At 67.3% G+C, this 22,326-nt stretch carries 17 protein-coding genes and 1 tRNA gene; 9 read left to right on the top strand and 9 right to left on the bottom strand.

Translation table 11 applies throughout. The features are described 5' to 3' along the window. Nucleotides 1-2 precede the first annotated feature (2 nt). Entirely contained in the window at nucleotides 3-2,456 is a 2,454-nt protein-coding gene (locus tag OOB33_RS06700) for a hybrid sensor histidine kinase/response regulator (RefSeq protein ID WP_271008109.1), read from the top strand. On the opposite strand, the gene OOB33_RS06705 is transcribed toward OOB33_RS06700, so the two are convergent. Together OOB33_RS06705 and OOB33_RS06710 are read right to left on the bottom strand one after the other, a co-directional pair. Beyond that, on the bottom strand, nucleotides 2,447-4,105 hold the full coding sequence (locus OOB33_RS06705) for a response regulator (RefSeq protein ID WP_271008110.1): 1,659 nt from the start codon (nucleotides 4,103-4,105) through the stop codon (nucleotides 2,447-2,449). The two genes, OOB33_RS06700 and OOB33_RS06705, sit on opposite strands and share 10 nt — an antisense overlap. Nucleotides 4,106-4,219: 114 nt before the next feature. Further along, a complete protein-coding gene (locus OOB33_RS06710) occupies nucleotides 4,220-4,702 on the bottom strand; it encodes an Lrp/AsnC family transcriptional regulator (RefSeq protein ID WP_102768324.1) in 483 nt (160 codons plus the stop codon). Nucleotides 4,703-4,843: 141 nt separating this feature from the next. On the opposite strand from OOB33_RS06710, the gene OOB33_RS06715 reads away from it, so the two are divergent. The 3 genes from OOB33_RS06715 to OOB33_RS06725 all read left to right on the top strand — a co-directional run bounded on the left by OOB33_RS06715 (nucleotide 4,844) and on the right by OOB33_RS06725 (nucleotide 8,596). Beyond that, on the top strand, nucleotides 4,844-5,935 hold the full coding sequence (locus OOB33_RS06715; RefSeq protein WP_271008111.1) for a saccharopine dehydrogenase family protein: 1,092 nt from the start codon (nucleotides 4,844-4,846) through the stop codon (nucleotides 5,933-5,935). A gap of 15 nt (nucleotides 5,936-5,950) precedes the next feature. Next, nucleotides 5,951-7,468: an L-piperidine-6-carboxylate dehydrogenase gene (amaB, locus tag OOB33_RS06720; protein ID WP_271008112.1), complete on the top strand. Its 1,518-nt coding sequence runs from the start codon at nucleotides 5,951-5,953 to the stop codon at nucleotides 7,466-7,468. Nucleotides 7,469-7,597: 129 nt separating this feature from the next. Continuing rightward, nucleotides 7,598-8,596: a DUF1338 domain-containing protein gene (locus OOB33_RS06725; protein ID WP_171828171.1), complete on the top strand. Its 999-nt coding sequence runs from the start codon at nucleotides 7,598-7,600 to the stop codon at nucleotides 8,594-8,596. A 29-nt stretch (nucleotides 8,597-8,625) separates the two neighbouring features. Here OOB33_RS06725 and yczR read toward each other — a convergent pair whose 3' ends face one another. Further along, on the bottom strand, nucleotides 8,626-10,044 hold the full coding sequence (yczR, locus tag OOB33_RS06730) for an aminotransferase-like domain-containing protein (RefSeq protein ID WP_271008113.1): 1,419 nt from the start codon (nucleotides 10,042-10,044) through the stop codon (nucleotides 8,626-8,628). Nucleotides 10,045-10,125: 81 nt separating this feature from the next. On the opposite strand from yczR, the gene OOB33_RS06735 reads away from it, so the two are divergent. Next, a complete protein-coding gene (locus OOB33_RS06735) occupies nucleotides 10,126-11,532 on the top strand; it encodes a pyridoxal phosphate-dependent decarboxylase family protein (protein WP_271008114.1) in 1,407 nt (468 codons plus the stop codon). Nucleotides 11,533-11,616: 84 nt separating this feature from the next. Beyond that, a tRNA-Leu gene (locus tag OOB33_RS06740) sits at nucleotides 11,617-11,701 on the top strand. A 238-nt stretch (nucleotides 11,702-11,939) separates the two neighbouring features. On the opposite strand, the gene OOB33_RS06745 is transcribed toward OOB33_RS06740, so the two are convergent. After that, nucleotides 11,940-14,084 carry a putative bifunctional diguanylate cyclase/phosphodiesterase gene (locus OOB33_RS06745; protein ID WP_102768319.1) on the bottom strand — a complete coding sequence of 715 codons (2,145 nt, stop codon included), beginning with the start codon at nucleotides 14,082-14,084 and terminating at the stop codon, nucleotides 11,940-11,942. Nucleotides 14,085-14,342: 258 nt separating this feature from the next. On the opposite strand from OOB33_RS06745, the gene OOB33_RS06750 reads away from it, so the two are divergent. Further along, entirely contained in the window at nucleotides 14,343-14,702 is a 360-nt protein-coding gene (locus tag OOB33_RS06750; RefSeq protein ID WP_102768318.1) for an HU family DNA-binding protein, read from the top strand. 164 nt (nucleotides 14,703-14,866) lie between these two features. Here the strand turns inward: OOB33_RS06750 and OOB33_RS06755 are convergent, their stop codons facing one another. The 3 genes from OOB33_RS06755 to OOB33_RS06765 are packed head-to-tail and all read right to left on the bottom strand — an operon-like array spanning nucleotide 14,867 to nucleotide 16,903. Continuing rightward, nucleotides 14,867-15,157, bottom strand: coding sequence for an antibiotic biosynthesis monooxygenase family protein (locus OOB33_RS06755; RefSeq protein WP_271008115.1), 291 nt, complete (start codon nucleotides 15,155-15,157; stop codon nucleotides 14,867-14,869). 49 nt (nucleotides 15,158-15,206) lie between these two features. After that, nucleotides 15,207-16,106 carry a hypothetical protein gene (locus tag OOB33_RS06760; protein ID WP_271008116.1) on the bottom strand — a complete coding sequence of 300 codons (900 nt, stop codon included), beginning with the start codon at nucleotides 16,104-16,106 and terminating at the stop codon, nucleotides 15,207-15,209. Continuing rightward, nucleotides 16,103-16,903, bottom strand: a complete 801-nt coding sequence (locus OOB33_RS06765) for an alpha/beta fold hydrolase (protein ID WP_271008117.1) — start codon at nucleotides 16,901-16,903, stop codon at nucleotides 16,103-16,105. Before OOB33_RS06765 ends, OOB33_RS06760 begins: the two co-directional genes overlap by 4 nt. Nucleotides 16,904-16,981: 78 nt before the next feature. Here OOB33_RS06765 and OOB33_RS06770 point away from each other — a divergent pair, with 78 nt between their 5' ends. Together OOB33_RS06770 and OOB33_RS06775 are read left to right on the top strand one after the other, a co-directional pair. Further along, complete coding sequence (locus tag OOB33_RS06770; RefSeq protein WP_271008118.1) at nucleotides 16,982-17,797, top strand: enoyl-CoA hydratase-related protein; 816 nt, start codon at nucleotides 16,982-16,984, stop codon at nucleotides 17,795-17,797. Further along, the gene (locus OOB33_RS06775; RefSeq protein ID WP_271008119.1) at nucleotides 17,797-19,326 is read left to right on the top strand and encodes a 3-hydroxyacyl-CoA dehydrogenase; all 1,530 of its coding nucleotides are present in this window, start codon (nucleotides 17,797-17,799) and stop codon (nucleotides 19,324-19,326) included. Before OOB33_RS06770 ends, OOB33_RS06775 begins: the two co-directional genes overlap by 1 nt. A gap of 88 nt (nucleotides 19,327-19,414) precedes the next feature. On the opposite strand, the gene OOB33_RS06780 is transcribed toward OOB33_RS06775, so the two are convergent. After that, a complete protein-coding gene (locus tag OOB33_RS06780) occupies nucleotides 19,415-20,293 on the bottom strand; it encodes an IclR family transcriptional regulator domain-containing protein (protein WP_171828179.1) in 879 nt (292 codons plus the stop codon). A 582-nt stretch (nucleotides 20,294-20,875) separates the two neighbouring features. After that, nucleotides 20,876-22,078 carry a 3-oxoadipyl-CoA thiolase gene (pcaF, locus tag OOB33_RS06785; protein WP_271008120.1) on the bottom strand — a complete coding sequence of 401 codons (1,203 nt, stop codon included), beginning with the start codon at nucleotides 22,076-22,078 and terminating at the stop codon, nucleotides 20,876-20,878. Nucleotides 22,079-22,326 lie beyond the last annotated feature (248 nt).

Below are 22,326 nucleotides of genomic sequence, written 5' to 3' on the forward strand. Positions count from 1 at the left end.
CGATGGCTGAAGCGCGAGCCCGCGCCTGGTGGCGTTGGGGACCTTCCTGCCTGGCCTTGCCGCTGGCTCTGTGTGTCGTCTTGTTCGCTCAGGGGCAGGGGCCTTTGCGGCCCCTGGATCTGGCGCTGGAAGACAGCCTGCTGCGCCTGACCGCCCAACCCTTGCGCGTGGACGAGCTGGCGCTGCTGGACATCGACGACGATGCCCTGCGCGAGATGCAGCCCGCGCTGGGCGACTGGCCCTATCCGCGCTCCGTCTACGCCTTGCTGCTGGACTATCTGCAGCAGGCCGGAGCCCGCCGGGTGGTCATCGACCTGGTGCTGTCGGGAGAGCGCGAGGGCGATGCCGAGCTGGCACGCGCGCTGCAACAAGGCCTGCCCTCGGTGCTGGCGGCGGCTGGCTTGCAACTGGACGCCCCGCCTTCGGCCCTGCCGCGCGAGGAGCTGATCCTGCTCAAAGGCCTGGCCTGGTCCGCCGCGCCGCCCGGGACTCCCAGCCTGAGCTGGAATGCCTTGATGCTGCCGGCCACGCCGCTGCTGCTGCGCGAGGCAACGGCGGCGCTGGGCCGGGTGGGCCTGGTGTCCTCGCCGCTGGACAGTGACGGCTTGCTGCGACGCCAGCCGCTGTGGCACCGCTACCAGGGGCAGGTCTTGCCGGCGCTGCCGCTGGCGGTCTTGCTGCAAGAGCAGCCCGAGCGTCTGCAGGCGCTGCAGACCTGGCCGATTGATGCCCAGGGCCGCGTGCAGCTCAAGCTGCCCAGCCGGCTGGAGGGCTTGCCCGAGCTGAGCTGGGGGCGGCTGATGCGCGCCGCACTGGGCCAGCGAGAGGACCCGGGCCTGCGCGAGAGCCTGCGCGGTCGTACCGTCTTCGTCGGCAGCAGCGCCTACTTTGCCGATGCCGTGAGCACGCCCCAGGGGCGCTTGTCCGGCTCGGCCTTTGTGGCCACGGCCGCGGCCCTGCTGGCGCGCGGCCAGGTGCTCGCGCCGGTGGGCTGGGCCTGGGCGGCGGTCCTGCTGCTGCTCGCGGCCGTGCCGGGCGTGCTGCATGCGCGCTCGCGGGCCATGCAGGCGCAGCAACGCTGGGGCCTGCTGCTGGGCAGCACGGCGCTCAGCCTGACCCTGCTGCTGGGCCTGGCGGTCTGGTTGGTGCAAAGCCAGCTCTTGCTGCCCTCGCTGCTGGGCCCGCTCGCGACCTTGGCCTTGGCGCTAATGCTGGCCGGCCTGGCCGAGCAGCGCTGGCAAAGCCTGCGCCACCGCGAGCTGCGCCATGCGCGCGAGGTGGCTGAGGCGGCCAACCAAGCCAAGACCCAGTTCCTCGCCCATGTCAGCCACGAGATCCGCACCCCCATGAATGCGGTGCTGGGCATGGCCGAGATCCTGGCCCGCACCGAGCTGAACGCTGAGCAGCGCCGTTATGTGCAGGTCTTCCAGGGCGCCGGCCAGCAGCTCTTCGCCTTGATCAACGATCTGCTGGACAACGCCAAGATCGAAGCCGGCAAGCTCAGCCTGGCGCCGCATGCGTTTCATCTCGGCGATCTGCTGCGCCAGCAGATCGAGCTTCAGCAGGCGCGTGTCCAGGAGCGCGGTCTTAGCCTGGCGCTCAGCTGCACCGACGAGGTCGAAGCCTGGGTCTGGGGCGATGCCCAGCGCCTGGCCCAGGTGCTGGCCAATTTGCTCAGCAATGCCATCAAGTTCACGCGCCAGGGGGGTGTGCGCCTCGAGGTGCGGCGGCTGGAGCCCGGACGTTGGAGCCTGGCCGTGCAGGACAGTGGCATCGGCATCCCCCCGGCCATGCAGGAGCGCATCTTCCAGCCCTACACCCAGGCCGATGCCAGCATCTCGCGTGAATATGGTGGCACGGGCCTGGGCCTGGCCATCTCGCGCAGCCTGGTGCAGATGATGGGCGGCCGGCTCAGCTTGAGCAGCGCGCCGGGGCAGGGCAGCCGTTTCGAGTTGAACCTGCCGCTGCCCGCCCAGCCGGCGCCGGCACCGGGTGAGCTGCCGCCGGCGCCTGCGGCCTCGGCCCCGCTGGCGCCGCGCCGCTTGCGGCCCTTGCGCTTGCTGCTGTGCGAGGACAACGAGGTCAATGTGCTGGTGATCGAGGCCATGCTGGCGCCGCTGGGCCACGCGATCGAGGTGGCGGGCGATGGTGAGCAGGCCCTGGCCTGCCTGCAGCGTGGCACCTACGACCTGGTGCTGATGGATGTGCAGATGCCGGTGCTCGATGGCCTGGAGGTGACCCGGCGCTGGCGCGCCATCGAGGCCGAGACGGCGCGCCCGCGCCTGGCCATCCTGGCCCTGACGGCCAACGCCTTTGCCCGCGATGTCGAGCAGTGCCTGGCCGCCGGCTGCGATGCTCACCTGAGCAAGCCGATCGCCTTGCAAGCGCTGGAGCAGGCGCTGGAGCGTTGGGCCTTGCCGCTTGAGGACGGGTCCCCGCGTCCCATTCAGACCTGACGTTCGCGCTCGACGAAGCGCCGGCCGCCGTCGGTGTAGCGGCTGTGCAGATCGTCGATCACGCCGCGCAGTTGCTGCACCGCGTGTTCGGACAGATGCTGGCCATGGTGGCTGAGCGTGGCATGGGCGAGATTGATGATGCGCGCGTTCAGGCTGCGCTGTGCCAGGGCCAGCAAGGCCTGCAGTGTTTGCTCATGCTGCTTGCTGACCAGATGGGACATGGCCTCGCGCGCGGCCTCGTTAATGCCGGCCGCGGAATTGCGCACGATGGCTTCGATCGGCGGCATGGCGGCCGCGGCCATCTCCAGCATGCGGGTGCGTGGGCGTGAGACGGCAAAGCGCTGGGTCGTGCGCTCGGTCCAGGCGCGCGCCTCGGGCATGGCCTGGCGGCCGGCGCTGCGCACCATCAGCATGATCAGATTGCAGGCCATCTCGTAGCTGAACTCGGGATGGTCCAGCTGTTCCGCGAGTTGGCGCATCAAGGCTTGTGCCAGGTCGGCGCGGCGCTCGGACAGGGCCAGCACCGCATCGGCGCAGAGCGAGAGGTGGCGCACGCGGAAGCTGTCCGGGAATCTCTGCAAGGCCTCTTGCAGAAAGCGTGCAGCGCGCTCGCAGCCTTCGCGCTCTTCCTCGTCCAGGCTGGCCAGGCCCAGGGCGACCAGGCCCTGGTAATCGAGCGAGCGCGATTGCGATCCGATATTGAGCGCCGCGGTCAGGTGCTTGAGCGCGTTCTCGCTGAAGCCCAGAAAGAGCTGCAACGAACCCAGCTTCTGCAGCCGCGCAACATTGCCCGGTGTGATCTGCACCGCCTTGCTGAACATTTCGACGGCACCGGCGAAATCCATGCTCTCCAGCAGGGCGCGGCCGTAGACATCGTAGGCATCGACATAGCTGGGGTTGTCGGCCAGCAGGGTCTCCAGGCTGCGGCAGGCGGTGGCGGTGTCGGCATTGCCGAGGTCGATCTTGGCCAGGCCCAGGCGCGCCCAGGGCACGGCCTTGTACTCCAGCAGGGCCTCGAACATGCGCCGCGCGGCATCGAGCTGGCCCAGGCGCAGATAGAGCTCGGAGCCGATGCGGGCGGCATAGACCTTGTAGCTCTGGCTGCTGTGAAACATGGCCTCGCACAGCTCGGCGGCGCCGGCGTAGTCATTGGCCTCGATGGCGGCAAAGACCTCGCGCAGGGCATGCTTGCGGTCGAGGATGATCTGCAGCCGCTCCTCGAACTGGCGGGCGGTGAAGGGCTTGAGCAGGTAGTCATCGAGCGCGCCTTCGACCGCATCGGCCACATGCTGGTAGCGCGCTTCATCCGTCACCATGATGAAGATGGTCTGCATGGGCAGGCCGCGCGCCTGGCGCAGCTCGTCCAGCAGGTCCTGGCCGCTCATGTCGTGGTTGCTTTGGCGGCGGAAGTGGAACTCGGTGATGATGATGTCGTAGGCGTGGCCGGCTTCCTTGATCTGCCGGCGCGCCTGCTCGGGGCGGCGCACCGCATGCACCTGCTGCACGCCCATATCGCGCAGCATGGTGGTGATCACCGAGCGCGACAGCTCCCCCTCATCGATGATCAGCGCCTTCAGCGTGCCCCCCGGGGCGCCGCTGGCCAGCGCGATATTGAACTGGGGCGCAGACCCAAACTGGTGATTCGACACAGACCCCCCATTGCTCTCAGGCGTGCAGCGTAGCGCGTCCCGGCGCCGCTTGGCTAGCGTCGACTCTGACAGCTGTGCGCTTGTGCCGCAGGGCTTGTTTGCCTGCACCGCGGCTCAGGCGCTGCGGTCCACGCGCAAGGCCAGCACCACCGAGCTGGTGGTCTTGATGACGCCGTCAATCTCGCCGATTTCGTCGAGCAAGGCGTCCAGGCGCATGGTCGATTCGGCGCGCAGCAAGGCCATGTAATCGAACTCGCCGCTGACCGAGGCCAGCTGGCGCAGCTCGGGCAGGCCCGAGAGTCGCTTCACCACCTCGCGCCCGGCCTTGGGCTGCACGGTGATGCCGACAAATGCCTGCACGCCGCGATCGGCCGCGTCCGAGCCGAGCTTGGCGGTGTAGCCGACCAGCACGCCATCGGCCTCCAGCCGGGCCAGGCGCGCCACCACGGTGGTGCGCGCCACGCCCAGCTTGCGGGCCAGATTGGCGGTGCTCTCGCGGGCATTGGCCTGCAAGAGGGCGATCAGCTCGCGGTCGGTCTGATCGCGGGCCTGGGCGGCGCTGCGGGGCGGCTGCGGGGGAGGGATGGCTGGACTCATGAAAAACCCTGGTTTGAATCGAATTGACGATCGGGGCTGACGAATCGTCATTTTCTGCGCTGATTCCGACGAAATCGTGCTTTTTTTCGTCAGCGCTCCTGCCTAGACTGCCAGCCATCAACGCATATTGAGGAGCATCAAATGAAGATCGCATTGCTGGGCGCAGGCCATATCGGTGAAACCATTGCCCGCCTGCTGCATGGCTCGGGCCATTACGACGTGACCGTCTTTGACAAGAACGCTGCCGCCTTGTCCGTGCTGGCCGGCGAGGGCATCAAGACCCAGGTGATCGCCGAAATCGGCGCCGGTGCGGCCGCCACCGTCAAGGGCTTCAATGCCATCGTCAATGCCTTGCCCTATCAGCTGGCCATTCCCGCCGCCCACATGGCCCTGGAAGCCGGCTGCCACTATTTCGACCTGACCGAAGACGTGGCCGCCACCAAGGAGATCATGCGCATCGCCAACGGTGCCAAGACTGCCTTCATGCCGCAGTGCGGCCTGGCCCCGGGTTTCATCGGCATCGTCGCCGCCCATCTGGCCAAGAGCTTCGACAGCCTCAATGATGTGAAGATGCGCGTCGGCGCGCTGCCCGCTTTCCCGACCAATGCGCTGAAGTACAACCTGACCTGGTCGGTGGACGGCCTGATCAACGAGTACTGCCACCCCTGCGAATGCATCCACGACGGCGAGAAGATCGACGCCCTGCCGCTGGAAGGCCTGGAGCATTTCTCGCTGGATGGCACCGAGTACGAGGCCTTCAACACTTCGGGCGGCCTGGGCACCTTGTGCGAAACCCTGGCCGGCAAGGTCAAGAACCTCGACTACAAGACCGTGCGCTACCCCGGCCACCGCGACCTGATGCAGTTCCTGCTCGGCGATCTGGCCTTGAAGAACGACCAGGAGCTGCTCAAGGACATCATGCGCAAGAGCATGCCGGCCACCATGCAGGACGTGGTGCTGGTCTTCGTGACCGTGTCGGGCATGAAGAACGGCCGCCTGGTGCAGGAAGTCTTCGCCCGCAAGATCTTCGCCGAGCGCGACGGCGCCCGCCCGCTCTCGGCCATCCAGATCACCACCGCCGCCGGCATGTGCGCCGCCGTCGATCTGTTCCGTCAGGGCAAGCTGCCGCAGTCGGGCTTTGTCTCGCAAGAGGAAGTCTCCCTGCCCGAGTTCCTGGCCAATGAATTCGGCAAGGCCTACCAGCAGTCGCGCCAGGTGGAAAGCATCGGTTGAGCGGAGAATCTCGCAATGACTACGCACATCACTGAACTCCTGAGCGCCCTCGGCGTTTCTTCCTCGGCTTTCACCGGCGGCACGCTGAAGGTGCGCTCGCCCATCGACGGCGCCGCGCTCGGCGCCGTCCATGAGGCCAGCGCTGAGGACATGCGCGCCGCCGTGGCGCGCGCCCATGCCGCCTTCCTGGACTGGCGCAATGTGCCGGCGCCCAAGCGCGGCGAGCTGGTGCGCCTGTTCGGCGAAGAGCTGCGCGCGCACAAGGCTGACCTGGCCCGCCTGGTCTCGTTGGAGGCCGGCAAGGTCAGCAGCGAAGGCGAGGGCGAGGTGCAGGAGATGATCGACATCTGCGACTTCGCCGTCGGCCTGAGCCGTCAGCTGCATGGCCTGACCATCGCCAGCGAGCGCCCCGGCCACCGCATGATGGAGCAGTACCTGCCCCTGGGCGTGGTCGGCATCATCTCGGCCTTCAACTTTCCCGTGGCCGTCTGGGCCTGGAACTCGGCCCTGGCCCTGGTCTGCGGCGACAGCTGCATCTGGAAACCGAGCGAGAAGACCCCGCTGACCGCCATCGCCACGCAAGCCCTGTTCGAGCGCGCCCTGGCCCGCTACAACGCGGCCGGCGGCACGGCGCCGGCGCATTTGTCCCAGCTGCTGAACGGCGGCGCGGCGGTGGGCGAAGCCATGGTGGACCACCCCCAGGTCGCCCTGGTCTCGGCCACCGGCTCCACCCGCATGGGGCGCGCGGTCGGCCCGCGCGTGGCGGCGCGCTTCGGCCGTTGCCTGCTCGAGCTGGGCGGCAACAACGCCATCATCGTCACGCCCAGCGCCGACCTGGAGCTGGCCGTGCGCGGCATCCTGTTCGGCGCCTACGGCACGGCCGGCCAGCGCTGCACCACCACGCGCCGCGTCATCATTCACGAGAGCATCCACGACGAGCTGGTCGCTCGCCTGGACCGCGCCCGTGCCCAGCTCAAGATCGGCAGCCCGGTCGAGGCCGGCACCCTGATCGGCCCGCTGATCGACAAGGCCTCGTTTGACGCCATGCAGGTCGCTCTTGCCGCCGCACGCGAGCAGGGCGGTGAGGTCAGCGGCGGCGAGCGCGCCCTGGCCAGCCAGTACCCGAACGCCTGGTACGCCACGCCCGCCCTGGTGCGCATGCCGGCGCAGACGGACATCGTCAAGCACGAGACCTTCGCACCCATCCTGTACACGCTGAAGTACAAGTCCCTGGACGAAGCGATTGCGCTGCAGAACGAGGTGCCGCAAGGCCTGTCCTCGGCCATCTTCACCAACGACATCCGCGAAGCCGAAACCTTTGTCTCGGCCAGCGGCTCAGACTGCGGCATTGCCAACGTCAACATCGGCACCTCGGGCGCCGAGATCGGCGGCGCCTTCGGTGGCGAGAAGGAAACCGGCGGCGGCCGTGAATCGGGCTCCGACGCCTGGAAGGCCTATATGCGCCGCACGACCAACACGGTCAATTACTCGCGCTCGCTGCCGCTGGCACAAGGCGTGAAGTTCGACATCTGATCGGCCCAGGCCTGACCGGGCTTGAACCGCGCGCCTGCAGCGCCATCCCTGGGAGGGGGGCGTTGCGGCGGGCGGTGCCTGGCCCGTCTTTTTGTTTTGAATCTGTCCCCGAAGTTTTCCCGCCTCACCATGCTTGATACCGGCTTGTTCCGCCTGCTGTCCGCCACCTTGGGCGAGGCCGCGGCCCTTGAAACCTTTGCGCAGCTGAAGGTCGCTCCGGCCCTGCTGAAACCGGTGGGGGCCACCGTGCACCGGGCCGAGCTGGCCCAGGCCTTGAACATGGCTCTGTTCCGCGATGTGGTGGCGCGCGTGCCTTCGGCTGCGGCCTATGTGGCCGATCAGCAGCGCGCCGGCCAGCCCATCGTCTTTGACCATGGTGCCCTGCGCACCGTGGCCTGGCCCAGCGGCGCCCTGCCGGCGGGCGAGGCGGCCATCACCCGCGTGTTGCGCCCGCTGGGCTTTGCCTTTGCCGAGCCCTATCCGCTGCCGCGCCTGAAGATGACCGGCCGCGCCTGGCGCCACCAGGACCATGCCGAGGACATCGCCCAGTTCTTTGTGTCCGAGCTGCACCCGGAGCAGTTCTCGCCCGCCTTCCAATCGGCCGTGAGCCGCGTGATCGGCGTCAGCCGCGACCCCCTGGGCCCGGCCGAGGTGGCCGCGCTGGAGCAGCTGGCGCGCGATCGAGTCCTGCCTTGGTCCACCGCGCTGGCCCTCTTGCCGCGCCTGCTGAGCTGCTTCGAGCGCCAGCATCCGGTGTTCGATTGGGCGGACTATCAGACCCTGCTGGCCGAGTCGGCCGAAATGGCCTGGATCTCGACCGAGGGCAATGCCTTCAACCACGCCACCGACCGTGTGGCCGATATCGAGCAGCTGGCCGACACCCAGCGTGCCCTGGGTCGCCCGATCAAGCCGGCCATCGAGACCTCGGCCTCGGGCCGGGTGCGCCAGACGGCCTTCCGTGCCGCTGAGGTGCAACGTCAGTTCCTCGACGGCGGCCGCCTGATCAGCGCCGTGGTGCCGGGCTCGTTCTACGAGTTCATCCAGCGTGAGCGCGTGGCCGACGATCTCGACCTGAAGTTCGATGCCGGCAATGCCACCGGCATCTTCAAGATGACCGCCGCGGCCTGAGCCCGGCGCGCATTTCTCGCAGCCTCCGCTCAGTACAAGCCCAGCGCCGCCAGGCGTTGCACGCCGGCCAGTGCCTGCGCCTCCGGCAGGGTGAAGGCCAGTCGCACCCGGTCTTGGCCCCGCTCGGCTGACACGCTCATGGCCGTGCCGGGCGTGAGGCGCAGCTGCGCCTGTCGTGCGGTCTCGCACAGGGCGTCGGCACGCGGCCCGTGCGCCGGCAGTTGCGCCCAGAGGAAGAGCCCGCCATCGGGCGCCTTGACGGTCCAGCTGGGCAGATGGCTGTGCAGCGCCGCCTGCAAGTGCTGGGCCTGGTGTTGCAGGCTGGCGCGGCGCGGCTGCAGCAGCCGATCCATGCGGTCGAAGAGATCGCAGGCAATCGCGGCGCTGAGGCTGGAGCTGGCAATGTCGGCACAGGCCTTGGCATGTCGCAGCGGCTCGATCAAGGCCCGAGGCGCTCGCAACCAACCGATGCGCAGGCCGGCCCACAGGGTTTTGGACAGGCTGCCGATGTGCACCACGGCGGCATCGGGTGCTGCTTTCAGCGGCCGTGCTTCGGCGCTGAAATGCAGCTCGGCCAGCGAGTCGTCGATCACCAGCAGGCTGCTGCCCGCGCGCTGCACGGTGCGCAGCAGTTCCTGGCTGCGCGAGGCGGGCCAGGACTGGCCGCTGGGGTTGTGCAGCTGCGGGCAGAGGTAGATCAGCTTGGGTGCGCTGGCCGCCGCGGCGATGAAATCCCCGGCATGGGCGCAGCGTGCCTGCAGCGGCACCGCATGCAGGCGCGCACCGCTGCTGCGAAACACATCGATGGCGCCGAAGTAGTTGGGGCATTCCAGCAGCACCCGGTCGCCCGGCGAGAGGTAGAGCTGGCTCAGCAAACTCAGCGCCTGCTGCGCACCGGCGCAGACGATGATGTGCTCGGCCGTGGTGGCCAGGCCCTGGCGGGTGTAGCGCGCGGCGATGCGTTCGCGCAGCGGCCACATGCCTTCGGGCTGGTAGGCGCTCTCGCGCAAGGCCAGCTGGCGGCTGGCCTCGCTGGGGCTGAGCCAGGCCAGATCGGGCAGGGCGGTGGCCAGGGAGAAGTCGATCCAGTCGGCCCCTGCGCTGCCCTCAGTTCGGCCGCGTGGCGAGGCCTGCAGGGCCGGGTTGCCCAGCGGCTGGGCGCGGTGCCGGCGCGCCACATGTCCGGGTGGGCCGGCGCTGACGGTCGTGCCCTGGCCCTGGCGGGCCTGCACCCAGCCACCCTCGGCCAGGCGCCCGTAAGCCGCCACCACGGTGGAGCGGCTCAGGCCCAGCGCAGCGGCCAAGGCCCGCTCGGGCGGCAGGCGGTCGCCCGGCAGCAGCTCGCCGCGCAGCAGCAGGCCTTGCAGGGCGGTGGCCAGCGCGGCGTAGAGCGGCGCTTGGCTGGCCCGCCAGTCGCCCAGCAGGGCGGGGTTGCGGCACAAGTCCATGGCGCGGAAATTGGATTGCTTGCTTCAGTCCAATCGACTCTAGCATGGCCGCTCTGCCCACTGCCTTGGAGCCTTTCCGCCATGCATCCTTTGCTGCACCAGGATTTGAACGAACTGCCGGCCCTGAGTCAGGCCACCCGTGAGTTGGCGCTGAGCTTCTTGCAGGGGCTGGACGCGCACCCGGCGGCGCGCGCGCCGCGTGGCCCGCGGTCGGCACTGATGCAGGATGCGATGCAGCAGCCCGTCGGTGCTGCGGGGTCCTTGCGGCGCTTTGCTCAGGACTGGCTGCCGCATCTGTCCGGCAGCGCCGGCCCGCGTTACCTGGGTTTTGTCACCGGCGGCGCCACACCGGCCAGCCTGATGGGTGACTGGCTGACCGCCAGCCTGGACCAGAACCCCACGGCCGGCTGGGACTCGGAAGCGCCCGAGCTGGAGCGCGCCACGGTGCGCACGCTGGCCGCCTGGTTTGGGCTCAGCGAGGCGCAGCAGGGCGTGTTTGTCTCGGGCGCCACCCTGTCCAATTTCGTGGGCCTGGCCCTGGGCCGCGAGTGGGTGGGTGAGCAGCGCGGCCTGCGCGTCAGCGAGGCCGGGCTGGCCCGCCTGGGCCCCGTGCGCATCCTCAGCGGCGCGCCGCATTCCAGCATCCACAAGGCCGCGTCCATGCTGGGCCTGGGCCGCGAGGCGGTGGAACTGCTGCCGACCCTGGCCGGGCGTGACGCCCTCGACGTGGCGGCGCTGGAGCAGCGCCTGCGCGCCAGCCCCGACGAGGCGCTGATCGTGGTGGCCAATGCGGGCACGGTCAACAGCGGGGACTTCGACGATCTGACTGCCCTGGTGGCCTTGCGTCAGCGCCACCGCTTCTGGCTGCATGTCGACGCCGCCTTCGGTGCATTTGCGGCGCTGGACGAACGCGTGGCGGCCCAGGTGGCGGGCCTGGATGGGGCCGATTCGGTGTGCATCGATTGCCACAAATGGTTGAACGTGCCCTATGACAGTGCGCTGCAGTTCACCCGCCACCGCGATCTGCAGCTGCGTGTGTTCCAGAACGCCGCGGCCTACCTCGGACCCATCGGCGAGCGGCCCGATTTTGTGCACCTCACGCCCGAGAACTCCCGCCGCTGGCGCGCGCTGCCGGCCTGGTTCAGCGTGCAGGCGTATGGGCGCGAGGGCCACGCCGAAATCGTGCGTCGCAATATCGACGGAGCCCGCCTGCTGGGCCGCTTGCTGCAGGGCGACGCACCGCGCTTCGAGCTCTTGTCGCCGGTGCGGCTGAACATCGTCTGCTTTGCCATTCAAGCTCACGACGACGCGGCCGGTGTGCAAAGCTTGCTGGAGCGCTTGCGCGATAGCGGCGAGGCTTTCCTCACACCGACCCACTACCAAGGCCGCTGGGCCGTGCGCGCGGCCTTCAGCAATTGGCGCAGCGAAGCGGCCGACGCCCAGCGGGTTCATGCGGCGCTGAACCGTGTGCTGGATGAGGCATGCTGAAAAGTTTTTTGAGAAAACGCTTGCGCGCAAAACAAACCATGCTACAGTAGCGGTCTTCGCTGCTTCGGCAGAGAAGAAAAACAAGCCCAGGTGGCGGAATTGGTAGACGCACTAGTTTCAGGTACTAGCGGGTAACTCCGTGGAGGTTCGAGTCCTCTCCTGGGCACCAAATTGAAAATGGGTCAACACGAAAGTGTTGACCCATTTGTCATTTCTGCTTACCCAGGAAGCACCGTCCCTGCGGACGGTGCGTGAGGACGAGAAGGGCGCCGCATGCATGCGGTGCCGGGGTCGCGGTACGTGACCGAGCGCCGCTCCTGGGCACCATATTGAAAAAGGGTCAACACGCGAGTGTTGACCCTTTTGTCATTCCGATGTCGAAAGCCGTGGTTCCAGAGAGCGCGGGGTCAGGCCTTGCCTTTGGCCAGCAACTGCTCGAAGGCCTCGACCGGCAGCGGGCGGGCGAAGAGGTAGCCCTGGCCGTAGTCGCAACCGGCGCTGCGCAGCAGTTCGTACTGTTCCTGCGTCTCCACGCCCTCGGCCACCACCTGCAAGCCCAGCTCATGGGCCATGGTGATGATGGCTTTGCACAGCGCCAGGTCTTTGGTGCCGGGGCGGAGGTTGCGCACGAAGCGCTGGTCGATCTTGAGCAGGTCGATGGCGTATTTGTGCAGGTAGGACAGCGAGGAGAAGCCGGTGCCAAAGTCGTCGAGCGAAACCAGGAAGCCGCCGCGCCGCAGGGTTTCGAGCTGACGCGTGACCTCGCTGTCGCCTTCCAGCAGCAGGCCTTCGGTGATTTCTATCGCTAGGGCCTGCTCTTGCAGGCCGAGTTCGTGCACGGTGTCGACCCAATGCGCGTGGGAGTCGGGCCCCTGGTTGTTGCGAAACTGGATGGGGCTTTTGTTGATGCTGATCTGTAGCGTCGGCAGGTAGCGCTGGCGCCAGTCGTGCACCTGGCGCGCGGCTTGTTGAAACACCCATTCGCCAATCTCGATGATCAAGCCGCTGCTTTCGGCCAGAGGGATGAAGACATCGGGGCCGATGCGGCCGCGACTCGGATGGGTCCAGCGCAGCAAGGCCTCGGCCTTGCAGATCTCGCGCGTGCGCATGGCCACGATGGCCTGGTACTCCAGGCTCAGCTGGGCCTTGGGCAGGGCCTCGCGCAGCTCATTGCCCAAGCGCATGCGCAAGAGGGCGGCTTGCTGCAGATCGGGCGTGAAATGACCGAGGCGGTTGCGCCCGGCGCCCTTGGCCACATAGAGCGCCTGGTCGGCGTGCTTGAACAGTTCTTCGATCAGCTGCCCGTCATCGGGGAAGAGGCTGATGCCGATGCTGGCCGAGACAAACACCCGCTCGTCCTGCAAGTGGAAGGCGCTGGCCATGGACTGGATGATCTTCTGCGCCACCTGCTCGGCTTCTTCGGCGCTGTTCAGGCCGGACAGCACGACCGTGAACTCGTCGCCGCCCATGCGGGCCACCGTCTCCTGCGGCCGCACGCAGGCGCGGATGCGTTCGGCTGCCTGCAGCAGCAGGGCGTCGCCCATGTCGTGGCCGAGCGTGTCATTGACTTCCTTGAAGTGATCCAGGTCGATGAAGAGCAGAGCCAGACGACCGCCCTCGCTTTTTGCGCTGCTGAGCAACTGTTCCAAGCGGTCGCGCAGGGTGCGGCGGTTGGGCAGGCCGGTGAGTGCGTCGAAATGAGCCTGGTGCCAGATCAGGGCTTCGGTCTGCTTGCGCTGGGTGATGTCGGTGTGGGTGCCGACCATGCGCAGAGGCCGGCCCTGGGCATCGCGGCTGATCACCATGCCGCGGCTGTGGATCCATTTCCAGCTGCCGTCCTTGCACAGCACGCGGTGCTCATTGCTGTAGATCGGCACATGACCCGCAAAATGAGCGGCGCGGTCCAGCTCCATCTGCTGTCGGTCTTCCGGATGGGTGCGCGCATCAAGCTCGGCCGGGCTGGGCTTGATCTCGGTCTCCGAGAAGCCGTACATCTGCAGGATGCGGGGCGAGTAAATTTCGACCTCGTCCTGCACATACCAGTCCCAGACGCCGTCGCCCACGCTTTCCAAGGCGAGCTTCCAGAGCTCGTCGGCTTCGCGCAAGCGGGCTTCGGATTCCTTGCGTTCGCTGATGTCGGTGTGGGTGCCCAGTACGCGACGTGGCCCTTCGCCCTGGCTGGGCAAGACCTGACCCAAGGCCAGGTGCCAGCGGTAGCGGCCATCGGCGGCGCGCAGGCGGTAGTCCATCTCGAAATGCCCGCTGAGCAGGGCCTGCTGCCAGCGCAGATCGAATTCCAGCCGGTCGAGCGGATGGATGATGTGGCGCCAGCCCAGGGTCTGGAGCTCGCGAAGATTGAGGCCGAGAAACTCCTGCAGCAGGGGCGAAGCCAGTACCGGCTGCAGATGGGCATCGAGCACCCACAGCTGTTGCGGCAGAGCTGCGAGCAGGCTGCTGCTGTCGAGGCCGTGGGCCATGGCCGAAGGCGGCGAGGCCGGGCTGGGCGTGCTCTCGGCGAGCGTGGGGCGGTTCGTCGCTTGTTCTGACGGCATGAAAACGGGCGGCGGAAAACCAAGAGAGCCTGCCTGGCCACAACCCAAACCTTGAGGCGCAAACGCCGAAGATCAGCGGAGTTTGCCTGCCCGAGGATTGCTTGCGATGGCGAAAAAACAGGGCCTGCGCGTGCGATTGGCGCTTTGATTGAACCCTGCGCACCAGCTTTTTGCAAGTAGTGATGGGGCTTGTCGCGGATTCGTAGAAAATAGCGGCGCCCGAGATGGTCGGGCTATCACCTGAGACGAGATTCTGGAATGAACAAAACCGAACTGATCGAACACCTGGCCAGCAAGCACGAACTGACCAAGGCCGAAGCCGGCCGCATCCTGGAAACCCTGCTGGACGCCGTGGTTTCCACTGTCAAGAAGGGTGGCGCTGTGTCCATCCCCGGCTTCGGTTCCTTCAAGCAGCACGCCCGCGCAGCCCGCACCGGCGTGAACCCCAGCACCGGCGACAAGATCAAGATCGCTGCTGCCAAGCTGCCCAAGTTCACCCCGGGCGCTGGCTTCAAGGCCGCTGTGGATCCCAAGGCTGCTGCTCGCAAGGCTGCCAAGACCGCCGCCGCTCCGGCCAAGGCTGCTGCCAAGCCCGCCGCCAAGAAGGCCAAGAAGTAATCTTGCCGACTGAGCCATGCGTGCCATCGGGCACGCGTGGTGATGTCCAGAAAAAGCCGCTGCCCCTTTTCGGGGTCAGCGGCTTTTTTGATGTGGGGCGCTCGCCGGGTCATGCGGTGAATATTCCCCGCTGCAGCCGGGTCCAGCTCGGCTGCAGCCGCAACTCAGATGGCAGTGAAATGCTCGACCTTGGGTGGCTCGGCGAAGAAGGGGCCGACGATGGCGCGCCAGGCAGGAAACAGCGGGCCGCCGCGGAAATGGACGGTGTGATCCTCCAGCGTCGCCCATTGGATCTGCAGCAGATAGCGTTCTGGCGATTCAATGCCGCGTTGAACTTGGGCCATGATGAAGCCCTGGGCCTGGCTGATCACGCTGGCGATCCCGTGCTGGATGGCGGCTTCAAAGGCAGCGTGCTGGCCGGGTTGGATGCGGATGTCGGCGACTTCGAGAATCATGTGAGGGACCTTTTTTCGGGGTTCAGAACGGGTGAGTGTGGGCGGCGCATCAGCGGCCTTCGGCCTGATGAAGCCGGCTGCGTACCAAGGGGTGCCAGAGTCGGGTGTCCAGCAAGGGCGTTTCGTTCGGAAGATCTGGATTGGGCACACGCAGCCAGAGTCGTTCGGCCAGGCGAGCCCGTGTGAGCTGGGTGCCCACCGTGCGCTCAAACAGGGCCAAAAAGCTACCGTCCGCGAGCACCAAGTCCCAGCCCTTGCGAAGCCGATCGGCCAGGACTGGCTTTTGGGGGCTGACGAAGAAGTAGAAGGCTGCGGGGTAGGCAATCAACCAGCGCTCCAACACGCGCAAATCAGGCTGAGCGTCGACGATGGGATAGACCTCGGTCGCGCCCAAGGCGAAGAGATCCACGCGCCGGCGGCGCAGCATCTCCACGAAGGTGGCAAGCCGTGGCAGCCGCTCCAGCCGCCAGCCCGCTGCAGCCAGGATCTGCGTGTCCGGCCAGTCGGCCACCTGACCGGTGCGCAGCGCCTGCGCTTGCACGGTGCTGCTGATGGCCTCCAACTCGGCCACCCGGCTGTGCAAGGCGATCGGCAGGCGCACGCCCATCAGGCCGCGGTACAGGCAGACGCGCACCGGCAGGCTTTGTCGTTCCCGCGCTGCCGAGGTCATGGCGCTGATCAGATCGATCTCGCCGCTCTGGATCTGCAGAAAGGCGCGGTTCTGCGACACCACCTCGCTGGCTTCCAGCTGGTAGGGGCCATGACTGGGTACCGTCTTGTCGAGCAACAGTTGCAGCACGACTTGCTCGTAACTCAAGACCTTGGCGTTTTGGCCCTGGCTCAGGGCGTGGCGCACCACCAGGGGGCCGTCTTCCTGCGCCAGGCTGGGCGGGGTGAGAACAGCGCTGCCCAAAAGGCTGAGCAGTGCTCGTCGCGCGAGGGTGCTCATGCAAGGCAGCGCTGGAACAGCGCGTTTGTGTGCTCAATCACCGCCTCGGTTTGCTCGCGCTGGGGTGCATGGCCACAGCCGGGCAAGACACAGAGTTTGGTGTCGGCGTGCAGGCGCGCGATCGCTTTGATCTGGGCCAGGCTGCCGTATTCGTCGTTTTCACCCTGCAAGGCCAGCACCGGGCAGGCCAGGCGCCCGCGCAGCTCATCCTCGATGTTCCAGCGCTCGGAGCCGGGGTGCAGCCATGCGGAGTTCCAGCCATAGAACGCCGAATCGGTGTCGGCATGGTGGCGGGCCAGGGCGGTGCGCAGGGCCGGCTCCTGCTCGTAGGCTTGGCGAGCCTGGCGCAATCCGGCGATCGTGCAGGGCTCGATGAACAGATGCGGGGCCATTGCCACCACGCCACGTACTCGCTCGGGAAAGGCCGCGGCGAACAACAGGGCCAGACTGGCCCCGTCGCTGTGTCCAAAGAGAAAGAGGCGCTCATCGCGTGGCACGCCCAGTGCGTCGAAGCAGGCGGGTAGCTGGTCACGCGCCTGACGCTGCAGATAGTCTTGAGGCCAGAGTTCGCGGCGCGGGCTGCTCTGGCCGTAGCCTGGGCGCGAGTAGACCAGGCCCCGGCAGTCCAGCGCTTCACAAAGCTGCTGCGGGAAATCTCGCCACTGCGACAGCGAGCCCAGGCCTTCGTGCAGGAAGACCGTCAGCGGCCGAGTCCGGCGCTCGGGGCGCAGCCATTGGGCTTCGATCTGCAGCATGTCACCTTGCAGCTGCAGGGGCTGGAGGAAGGGGGCGGCCATGCGGTGATTGTGCCGGCAAGCCCGCGGCCCTGCGCTCCTGCGCTGCGATACTTGCCGCACAACAAGGAGCATTCATCCGTGGAGACATTGCATATCGAGCTGGACCCGCGCGGCGTGGCCCGTTTGACCATGACCCGCCCCGAGGTGTTCAACGCCTTTAACGAAACCATGATCGCCGAGCTGGCCCAGTCCATGGACCGGTTGGTGGCCGACCCGCATGTGCGCCTGATCGTGCTGGCCGGTGCCGGCAAGGCTTTCAGTGCGGGGGCTGACATCCAGTGGATGAAGCGCGCGTCCGAGGCCAGCCAGGACTGGAACCTGGCCGACGCCCGCAAGTTCGCCGACATGCTGCAGCGCATCGCCCATTGCCCCAAACCGGTGCTCGCGCGCATCCAGGGCCTGGCCCTGGGCGGCGGGGTCGGGCTGGCCGCCGCCTGTGACATCGCCGTGGCCAGCAGCGAGGCCAAGTTTGCGGTCAGCGAGGCCCGCTTCGGCATCCTGCCCGCTGTCATCGGCCCCTATGTGATCAACGCGGTCGGCCCGCGCCAGGCCAAGCGCTTGGCCCTGACGGCCAGCCGCATCGGTGCCGCCGAGGCCTTGAGCCTGGGCCTGGTGCATGAGGTGGTCGAGGCCGAACAGCTCGACGCTGCGCTGGAGCGCTGGATCCATGAGCTGCTGCAGAACGGTCCCGGCGCGCAGGGCGAGATCAAGCGCTTGTTCGCTCAGCTGGAGGTGGGGCCGGTCACGCCCGAGGTGCGTGAGCTGACGGCCCAAACCATCGCCCGTGTGCGCCTCGGCGATGAGGCACGCGAAGGCTTTGCTGCCTTTCTGGCCAAGCGCCCGGCGGCCTGGGTGCCTGCCGCTGAATCCAGTGCCAGCAAGGAGGGCCTGTGATGACGAGCGCGATCCATACCTCGGGCTGGCATGTGGCCCAGCGGCCAGCGGCCGAAGCCTTGATCGGCGTGGTCGGCGCCGGCGTGATGGGCGCCGGTATTGCCCAGGTGGCGGCGCAGGCCGGCCATCCGGTGCGCCTGCTCGATGTGCGTGAAGGCGCGGCCGCCGCCGCCCTGGCCCAGATCGGCAAGGGCCTGGACGGGCTCGTCAACAAGGGACGCATGGAGGCCGAGGAACGCGCCGCCATCATGGCCCGCATCCAGCCAGCCCGTCAGACGGCGGAGCTGGCCGAGGCCACCCTGGTGATCGAGGTCATCATCGAGAAGCTCGAGCCCAAGCAGGCCCTGCTGCAGGAGCTGGACGGGCTGCTGGGTGAGGGCGCCATCATCGCCACCAACACCTCGTCCATCAGCGTCACCGCCCTGGCCAATGGCATGAAGCACCCGCAGCGCCTGGTCGGCATGCACTTCTTCAACCCCGTGCCGCTGATGAAGCTGGTCGAGGTGGTCTGGGGCGCCGAGACGGACGCTGGCGTGGCCGAGGTGATCGCGCAGCTGGCACGCAGCTGGGGCAAGACGGCGGTGCACGCCAAAAGCACGCCTGGCTTCATCGTCAACCGCATTGCCCGGCCCTACTACGCCGAGACCCTGGCCCTGCTGCAGGAGCAGGCGGGCACGCCCGAGCAGATCGACCGGGCCTTGCGCAGCGCCGGCTTCCGCATGGGGCCGTGCGAGCTGATGGACTTGATCGGCCACGACACCAACTACCTGGTCACCCAGTCGGTGTTCGAGGCCAACTTCGGCGACAAGCGTTACCAGCCCTCCTTGGTGCAAAAGGCCTTGGTGGATGGCGGGCGTCTGGGCCGCAAGGTCGGCAAGGGCTTTTACGTCGGCCCACCGACGCCGCCGGCGCCGATCGAGCCTGTCAGTGCCGCGCTGCCGGCCCTCAGCCTGGTCGGGCGCGGCCCGCTGGTGGAGGCTTTGGCCGCTTGGTTTGCGCACTGGGGCCTGAGCTTCAGCCGTGGCGAATCGGCCGACTGGGTGGGCCTGGTGCTGGGCGAGGTGCATCTGCACCTTAGCGATGGCCGCACGGCCGCCCAGATTGCCCACGAGCGTCGTTATGCGGAGCTCGCGGTGATGGACTGGCCTGTCGCCCCTGATCGTGTCGATGGTCTGGCCGTGGCCTTTGGCCCGCGTTGTTCTTCGAATGCGCGTGAGGCTGTGCGCCTGCTCTGGCATGCGCTGGGCTGGGAACTGCTGGAGCTGCGCGATGTGCCGGGCCTGGCCGTGGCTCGTACCGTGGCCATGCTGGTCAATGAGGGTAGCGATGCCGTCTGGCAGGGGGTTTGCGACGAGCAAGGCGCCGATCTGGCGATGAAGCTCGGCGTCAACTACCCGGCCGGGCCTTTCGAGTGGCTGGCGCTGCTGGGCGCGGAGCGCGTGGTCGAGCTGCTCGATGCCTTGTTCGCCGCCTACCGCAGCGAGCGCTACCGCGTCAGCCCGCTGCTGCAGCAGCGCCGCTGGGCCTGAGCTGCGGTCGCTTCAGCGGCAAAAAGAAACAAAGCCACCGCGCCGGTTCGGCGGGGTGGCTTTTCTCTTCATGAGCCTGAGACGGAGTTCAGAGCAGCATGCGCAGATGGGCTTGGGCTTGCAGCAGCGGCGGCAGGCAGTGCTCGACCATCTGGTCCATGCTCATGCGTGAGGCATGGACGCTGATGTTCATGGCCGCGACCACATCGCCGCGGTAGTTGCGCAGCGGCACGGCCACGGTGCGCAGGCCCAGCTCCAGCTCCTGGTCGATGCAGGCATAACCCAGGGCGCGAGCGCGGGCGATCTCGATGCGCAGGCGTTCCGGGTGGGTGATGGTGTGTGGGGTCAGCGGGGTCAGCTGCTGGCGGGCGATCCAGTCGTCCACCTCGGCCTGTGGCAGGGCGGCCAGCATCACGCGGCCGTTGGCGGCGCAGTAGGCCGGCACGCGGGCGCCGGGCTGCAGGGTGGGGGAGACCACGCGGCCAGCGCTGGTGGCGGCGATGCAGATGACGTCGCCGCCGTCCAGCACGCCGGCCGAGCTGGCTTCCTTGAGTGCATAAGCCAGCTTGTGCAGCTCGGGCTCGACGATGCGCGGCAGGCGGGCCGAGTGCATATAGCTCTGGCCCAGGCGCAGCACCTTGGGTGAGAGCGCAAACATCTTGCGGTCCTGGGTGACAAAGCCCAAGTGGGTCAGGGTCAGCAGGTAGCGGCGCGCAGCGGCGCGGGTCAGGCCGGTCCGGCCTGCCACTTCGCTGATGGTCAGGCGGGGGCGCTCTTGATCGAAGGCTTCGATCACGGCCAGGCCTTTTTCCAAGCCGGCCACCAGATCCCGCTTGAGCGGGCCATCGTTGGCGGGCTTGCTGTCGGACTTGGCGACAGCGGGCAGGGCGCCCTTGTCGAGCGAAGGCTCGGTCAGAGCGGGGACCGCCAGTGCGGTCAGGTCTTCAAATGCGCGTGCAGCAGACATGGCGATGTGTGTTGGGCGCCCTCAAGGCTCAGAGCGCGTTTCAGGATTCAAGACCATCAAATTCCACCCCGGTCGATTGCCGGGTTGATTCATCTCTCGGGCCGACGAAGCGGCCGAGCCGGGTTCACACGCAGGCGCCCGCTCGCCCTTCAGGCGGCGTTTCAGGCGCTTCCCGGTATCCGGTGCGAGCACCCGACACGGAACATTAGAACAGCGAATGCTTCGCATTCACGTTTCAAATCAAGTCTGTGAATCTGGCTGAGATGATTCGGCCTGGCAGGGCTGGCTGGGGTGAAAGAAAAGAAAGACGAAAGCTGAAATTTTTGGCCTGAGCGAGCATCGCATCGGGTGTTGGGCCCCGGTCCTGTCCCCTCCGGGCAGGTTTCACGCGTGATGTCCGCTTGGTGAATTGAATTCAGTATCCCATGCACATCGGGCCATGCCAAAAGACATGTGAAGCCGTTTGTCGGATAGAAAAAAGCGCTGCAGGAGCAGCGCGTGTAAAGAAATGTTATTGCGTTCCAGGTCGATTATTGGCAATTTTCCCTGGATCGAAAGATTGTTTCTTGCGTTTAAGCGAGCTCAGACCCGCTCGATCAGCACGGCGATGCCTTGGCCCACACCGATGCACATGGTGCACAGGGCGTAGCGGCCGCCGCTGCGATGCAGCTGATTCACCGCCGTGGTCAGCAGGCGTGCACCGCTGGCGCCCAGCGGGTGGCCCAAGGCGATGGCGCCGCCGTTCGGGTTGACGCGCGCATCGTCGTCGGCCACGCCCAGCTGGCGCAGCACCGCCAAGCCTTGGGCGGCGAAGGCTTCGTTGAGCTCGATCACGTCGAGTTGGGCCAGGCTGATGCCGGTTTGCGCCAGCAGCTTTTGCGTGGCCGGCGCCGGCCCCATGCCCATGATGCGCGGCGCCACGCCCGCGGTGGCCATGCCCAGCACGCGGGCGCGCGGGGTCAGGCCATGGCGGGCGGCGGCCGCTTCGCTGGCCAGGAGCAAGGCGCAGGCGCCATCGTTGACGCCCGAGGCATTGCCGGCCGTCACCGTGCCGTCCGGGCGCACGATGGGCTTGAGCTTGGCCAGCGCTTCGAGACTGGTGGCGCGCGGGTGTTCATCCTGATCGACGGTCAAGGCATCACCCTTTTTCTGGGCGATGTGGACCGGGGTGATCTCGGCCGCAAAAAAGCCAGCGGCCTGGGCGGCCACGGCTTTCTGCTGGCTGGCCAGGGCCATGCGGTCCTGGTCGGCCCGCGAGATGCCGAACTCGCTGGCCACGTTCTCGGCCGTTTCGGGCATGGAGTCGACGCCGTACTGCGCCTTCATCAGTGGGTTGATGAAACGCCAGCCGATGGTGGTGTCGTAGACGGCGTTGTTGCGCGAAAAGGCGCTCTCGGCCTTGGGCATCACAAAGGGTGCGCGGCTCATGCTTTCCACGCCGCCGGCCAGCATCAGATCGGCTTCGCCGGCGCGGATGGCGCGTGCGGCCGTGCCGACGGCATCGAGGCCCGAGCCGCACAGCCGGTTCAGGGTCACCCCCGGCACGCCGATCGGCAGGCCGGCCAGCAGGGCCGACATGCGAGCGATGTTGCGGTTGTCTTCACCCGCTTGGTTGGCGCAGCCGTACAGCACATCGCTGACTGCTTCCCAGTCCACGCCGGGGTTGCGTGCCATCAGGGCGCGCAGGGGGATGGCGCCCAAGTCGTCGGCGCGGACGGAAGACAGCGCGCCGCCGTAGCGGCCGAAGGGGGTGCGGATGGCGTCGCAGATGTAGGCGTGGTTCATGGCCTTGGGTCTCCAGCAGCATTGAGAGGCGGTGAAAACTACCCAAGGGTCTCGTTCGAGCTGTGCATTTCTGCTCAGCTGGCCGATATGCCAAGGGCAGGGTGTGAACGGGCGCGCATTCGGCCCAGATGTTGTTTGGTTCTTAATTAGAACATTGGTTCTTCAAGTGAACATTTCGAAGGGGTCAGGTCCAGCTTTCTTGTTCGCAGGCGTGACAATTTGCACGCCGTTTCATGGGCGTGCGTCAG

Origin of the sequence: Paucibacter sp. B51 (assembly GCF_027863535.1) — a bacterium.
Lineage (GTDB): Bacteria > Pseudomonadota > Gammaproteobacteria > Burkholderiales > Burkholderiaceae_C > Paucibacter_A > Paucibacter_A aquatilis.

What these genes read in the sequence shown, in the direction of transcription:
- OOB33_RS06700 (WP_271008109.1), top strand. Translation starts at nt 3, where the DNA reads ATGGCTGAAGCGCGAGCCCGCGCCTGGTGGCGTTGGGGACCTTCCTGC.
- OOB33_RS06710 (WP_102768324.1), bottom strand. Translation starts at nt 4,702, where the DNA reads ATGAGTCCAGCCATCCCTCCCCCGCAGCCGCCCCGCAGCGCCGCCCAG.
- OOB33_RS06715 (WP_271008111.1), top strand. Translation starts at nt 4,844, where the DNA reads ATGAAGATCGCATTGCTGGGCGCAGGCCATATCGGTGAAACCATTGCC.
- amaB (WP_271008112.1), top strand. Translation starts at nt 5,951, where the DNA reads ATGACTACGCACATCACTGAACTCCTGAGCGCCCTCGGCGTTTCTTCC.
- OOB33_RS06725 (WP_171828171.1), top strand. Translation starts at nt 7,598, where the DNA reads ATGCTTGATACCGGCTTGTTCCGCCTGCTGTCCGCCACCTTGGGCGAG.
- yczR (WP_271008113.1), bottom strand. Translation starts at nt 10,044, where the DNA reads ATGGACTTGTGCCGCAACCCCGCCCTGCTGGGCGACTGGCGGGCCAGC.
- OOB33_RS06735 (WP_271008114.1), top strand. Translation starts at nt 10,126, where the DNA reads ATGCATCCTTTGCTGCACCAGGATTTGAACGAACTGCCGGCCCTGAGT.
- OOB33_RS06745 (WP_102768319.1), bottom strand. Translation starts at nt 14,084, where the DNA reads ATGCCGTCAGAACAAGCGACGAACCGCCCCACGCTCGCCGAGAGCACG.
- OOB33_RS06750 (WP_102768318.1), top strand. Translation starts at nt 14,343, where the DNA reads ATGAACAAAACCGAACTGATCGAACACCTGGCCAGCAAGCACGAACTG.
- OOB33_RS06755 (WP_271008115.1), bottom strand. Translation starts at nt 15,157, where the DNA reads ATGATTCTCGAAGTCGCCGACATCCGCATCCAACCCGGCCAGCACGCT.
- OOB33_RS06760 (WP_271008116.1), bottom strand. Translation starts at nt 16,106, where the DNA reads ATGAGCACCCTCGCGCGACGAGCACTGCTCAGCCTTTTGGGCAGCGCT.
- OOB33_RS06765 (WP_271008117.1), bottom strand. Translation starts at nt 16,903, where the DNA reads ATGGCCGCCCCCTTCCTCCAGCCCCTGCAGCTGCAAGGTGACATGCTG.
- OOB33_RS06775 (WP_271008119.1), top strand. Translation starts at nt 17,797, where the DNA reads ATGACGAGCGCGATCCATACCTCGGGCTGGCATGTGGCCCAGCGGCCA.
- OOB33_RS06780 (WP_171828179.1), bottom strand. Translation starts at nt 20,293, where the DNA reads ATGTCTGCTGCACGCGCATTTGAAGACCTGACCGCACTGGCGGTCCCC.
- pcaF (WP_271008120.1), bottom strand. Translation starts at nt 22,078, where the DNA reads ATGAACCACGCCTACATCTGCGACGCCATCCGCACCCCCTTCGGCCGC.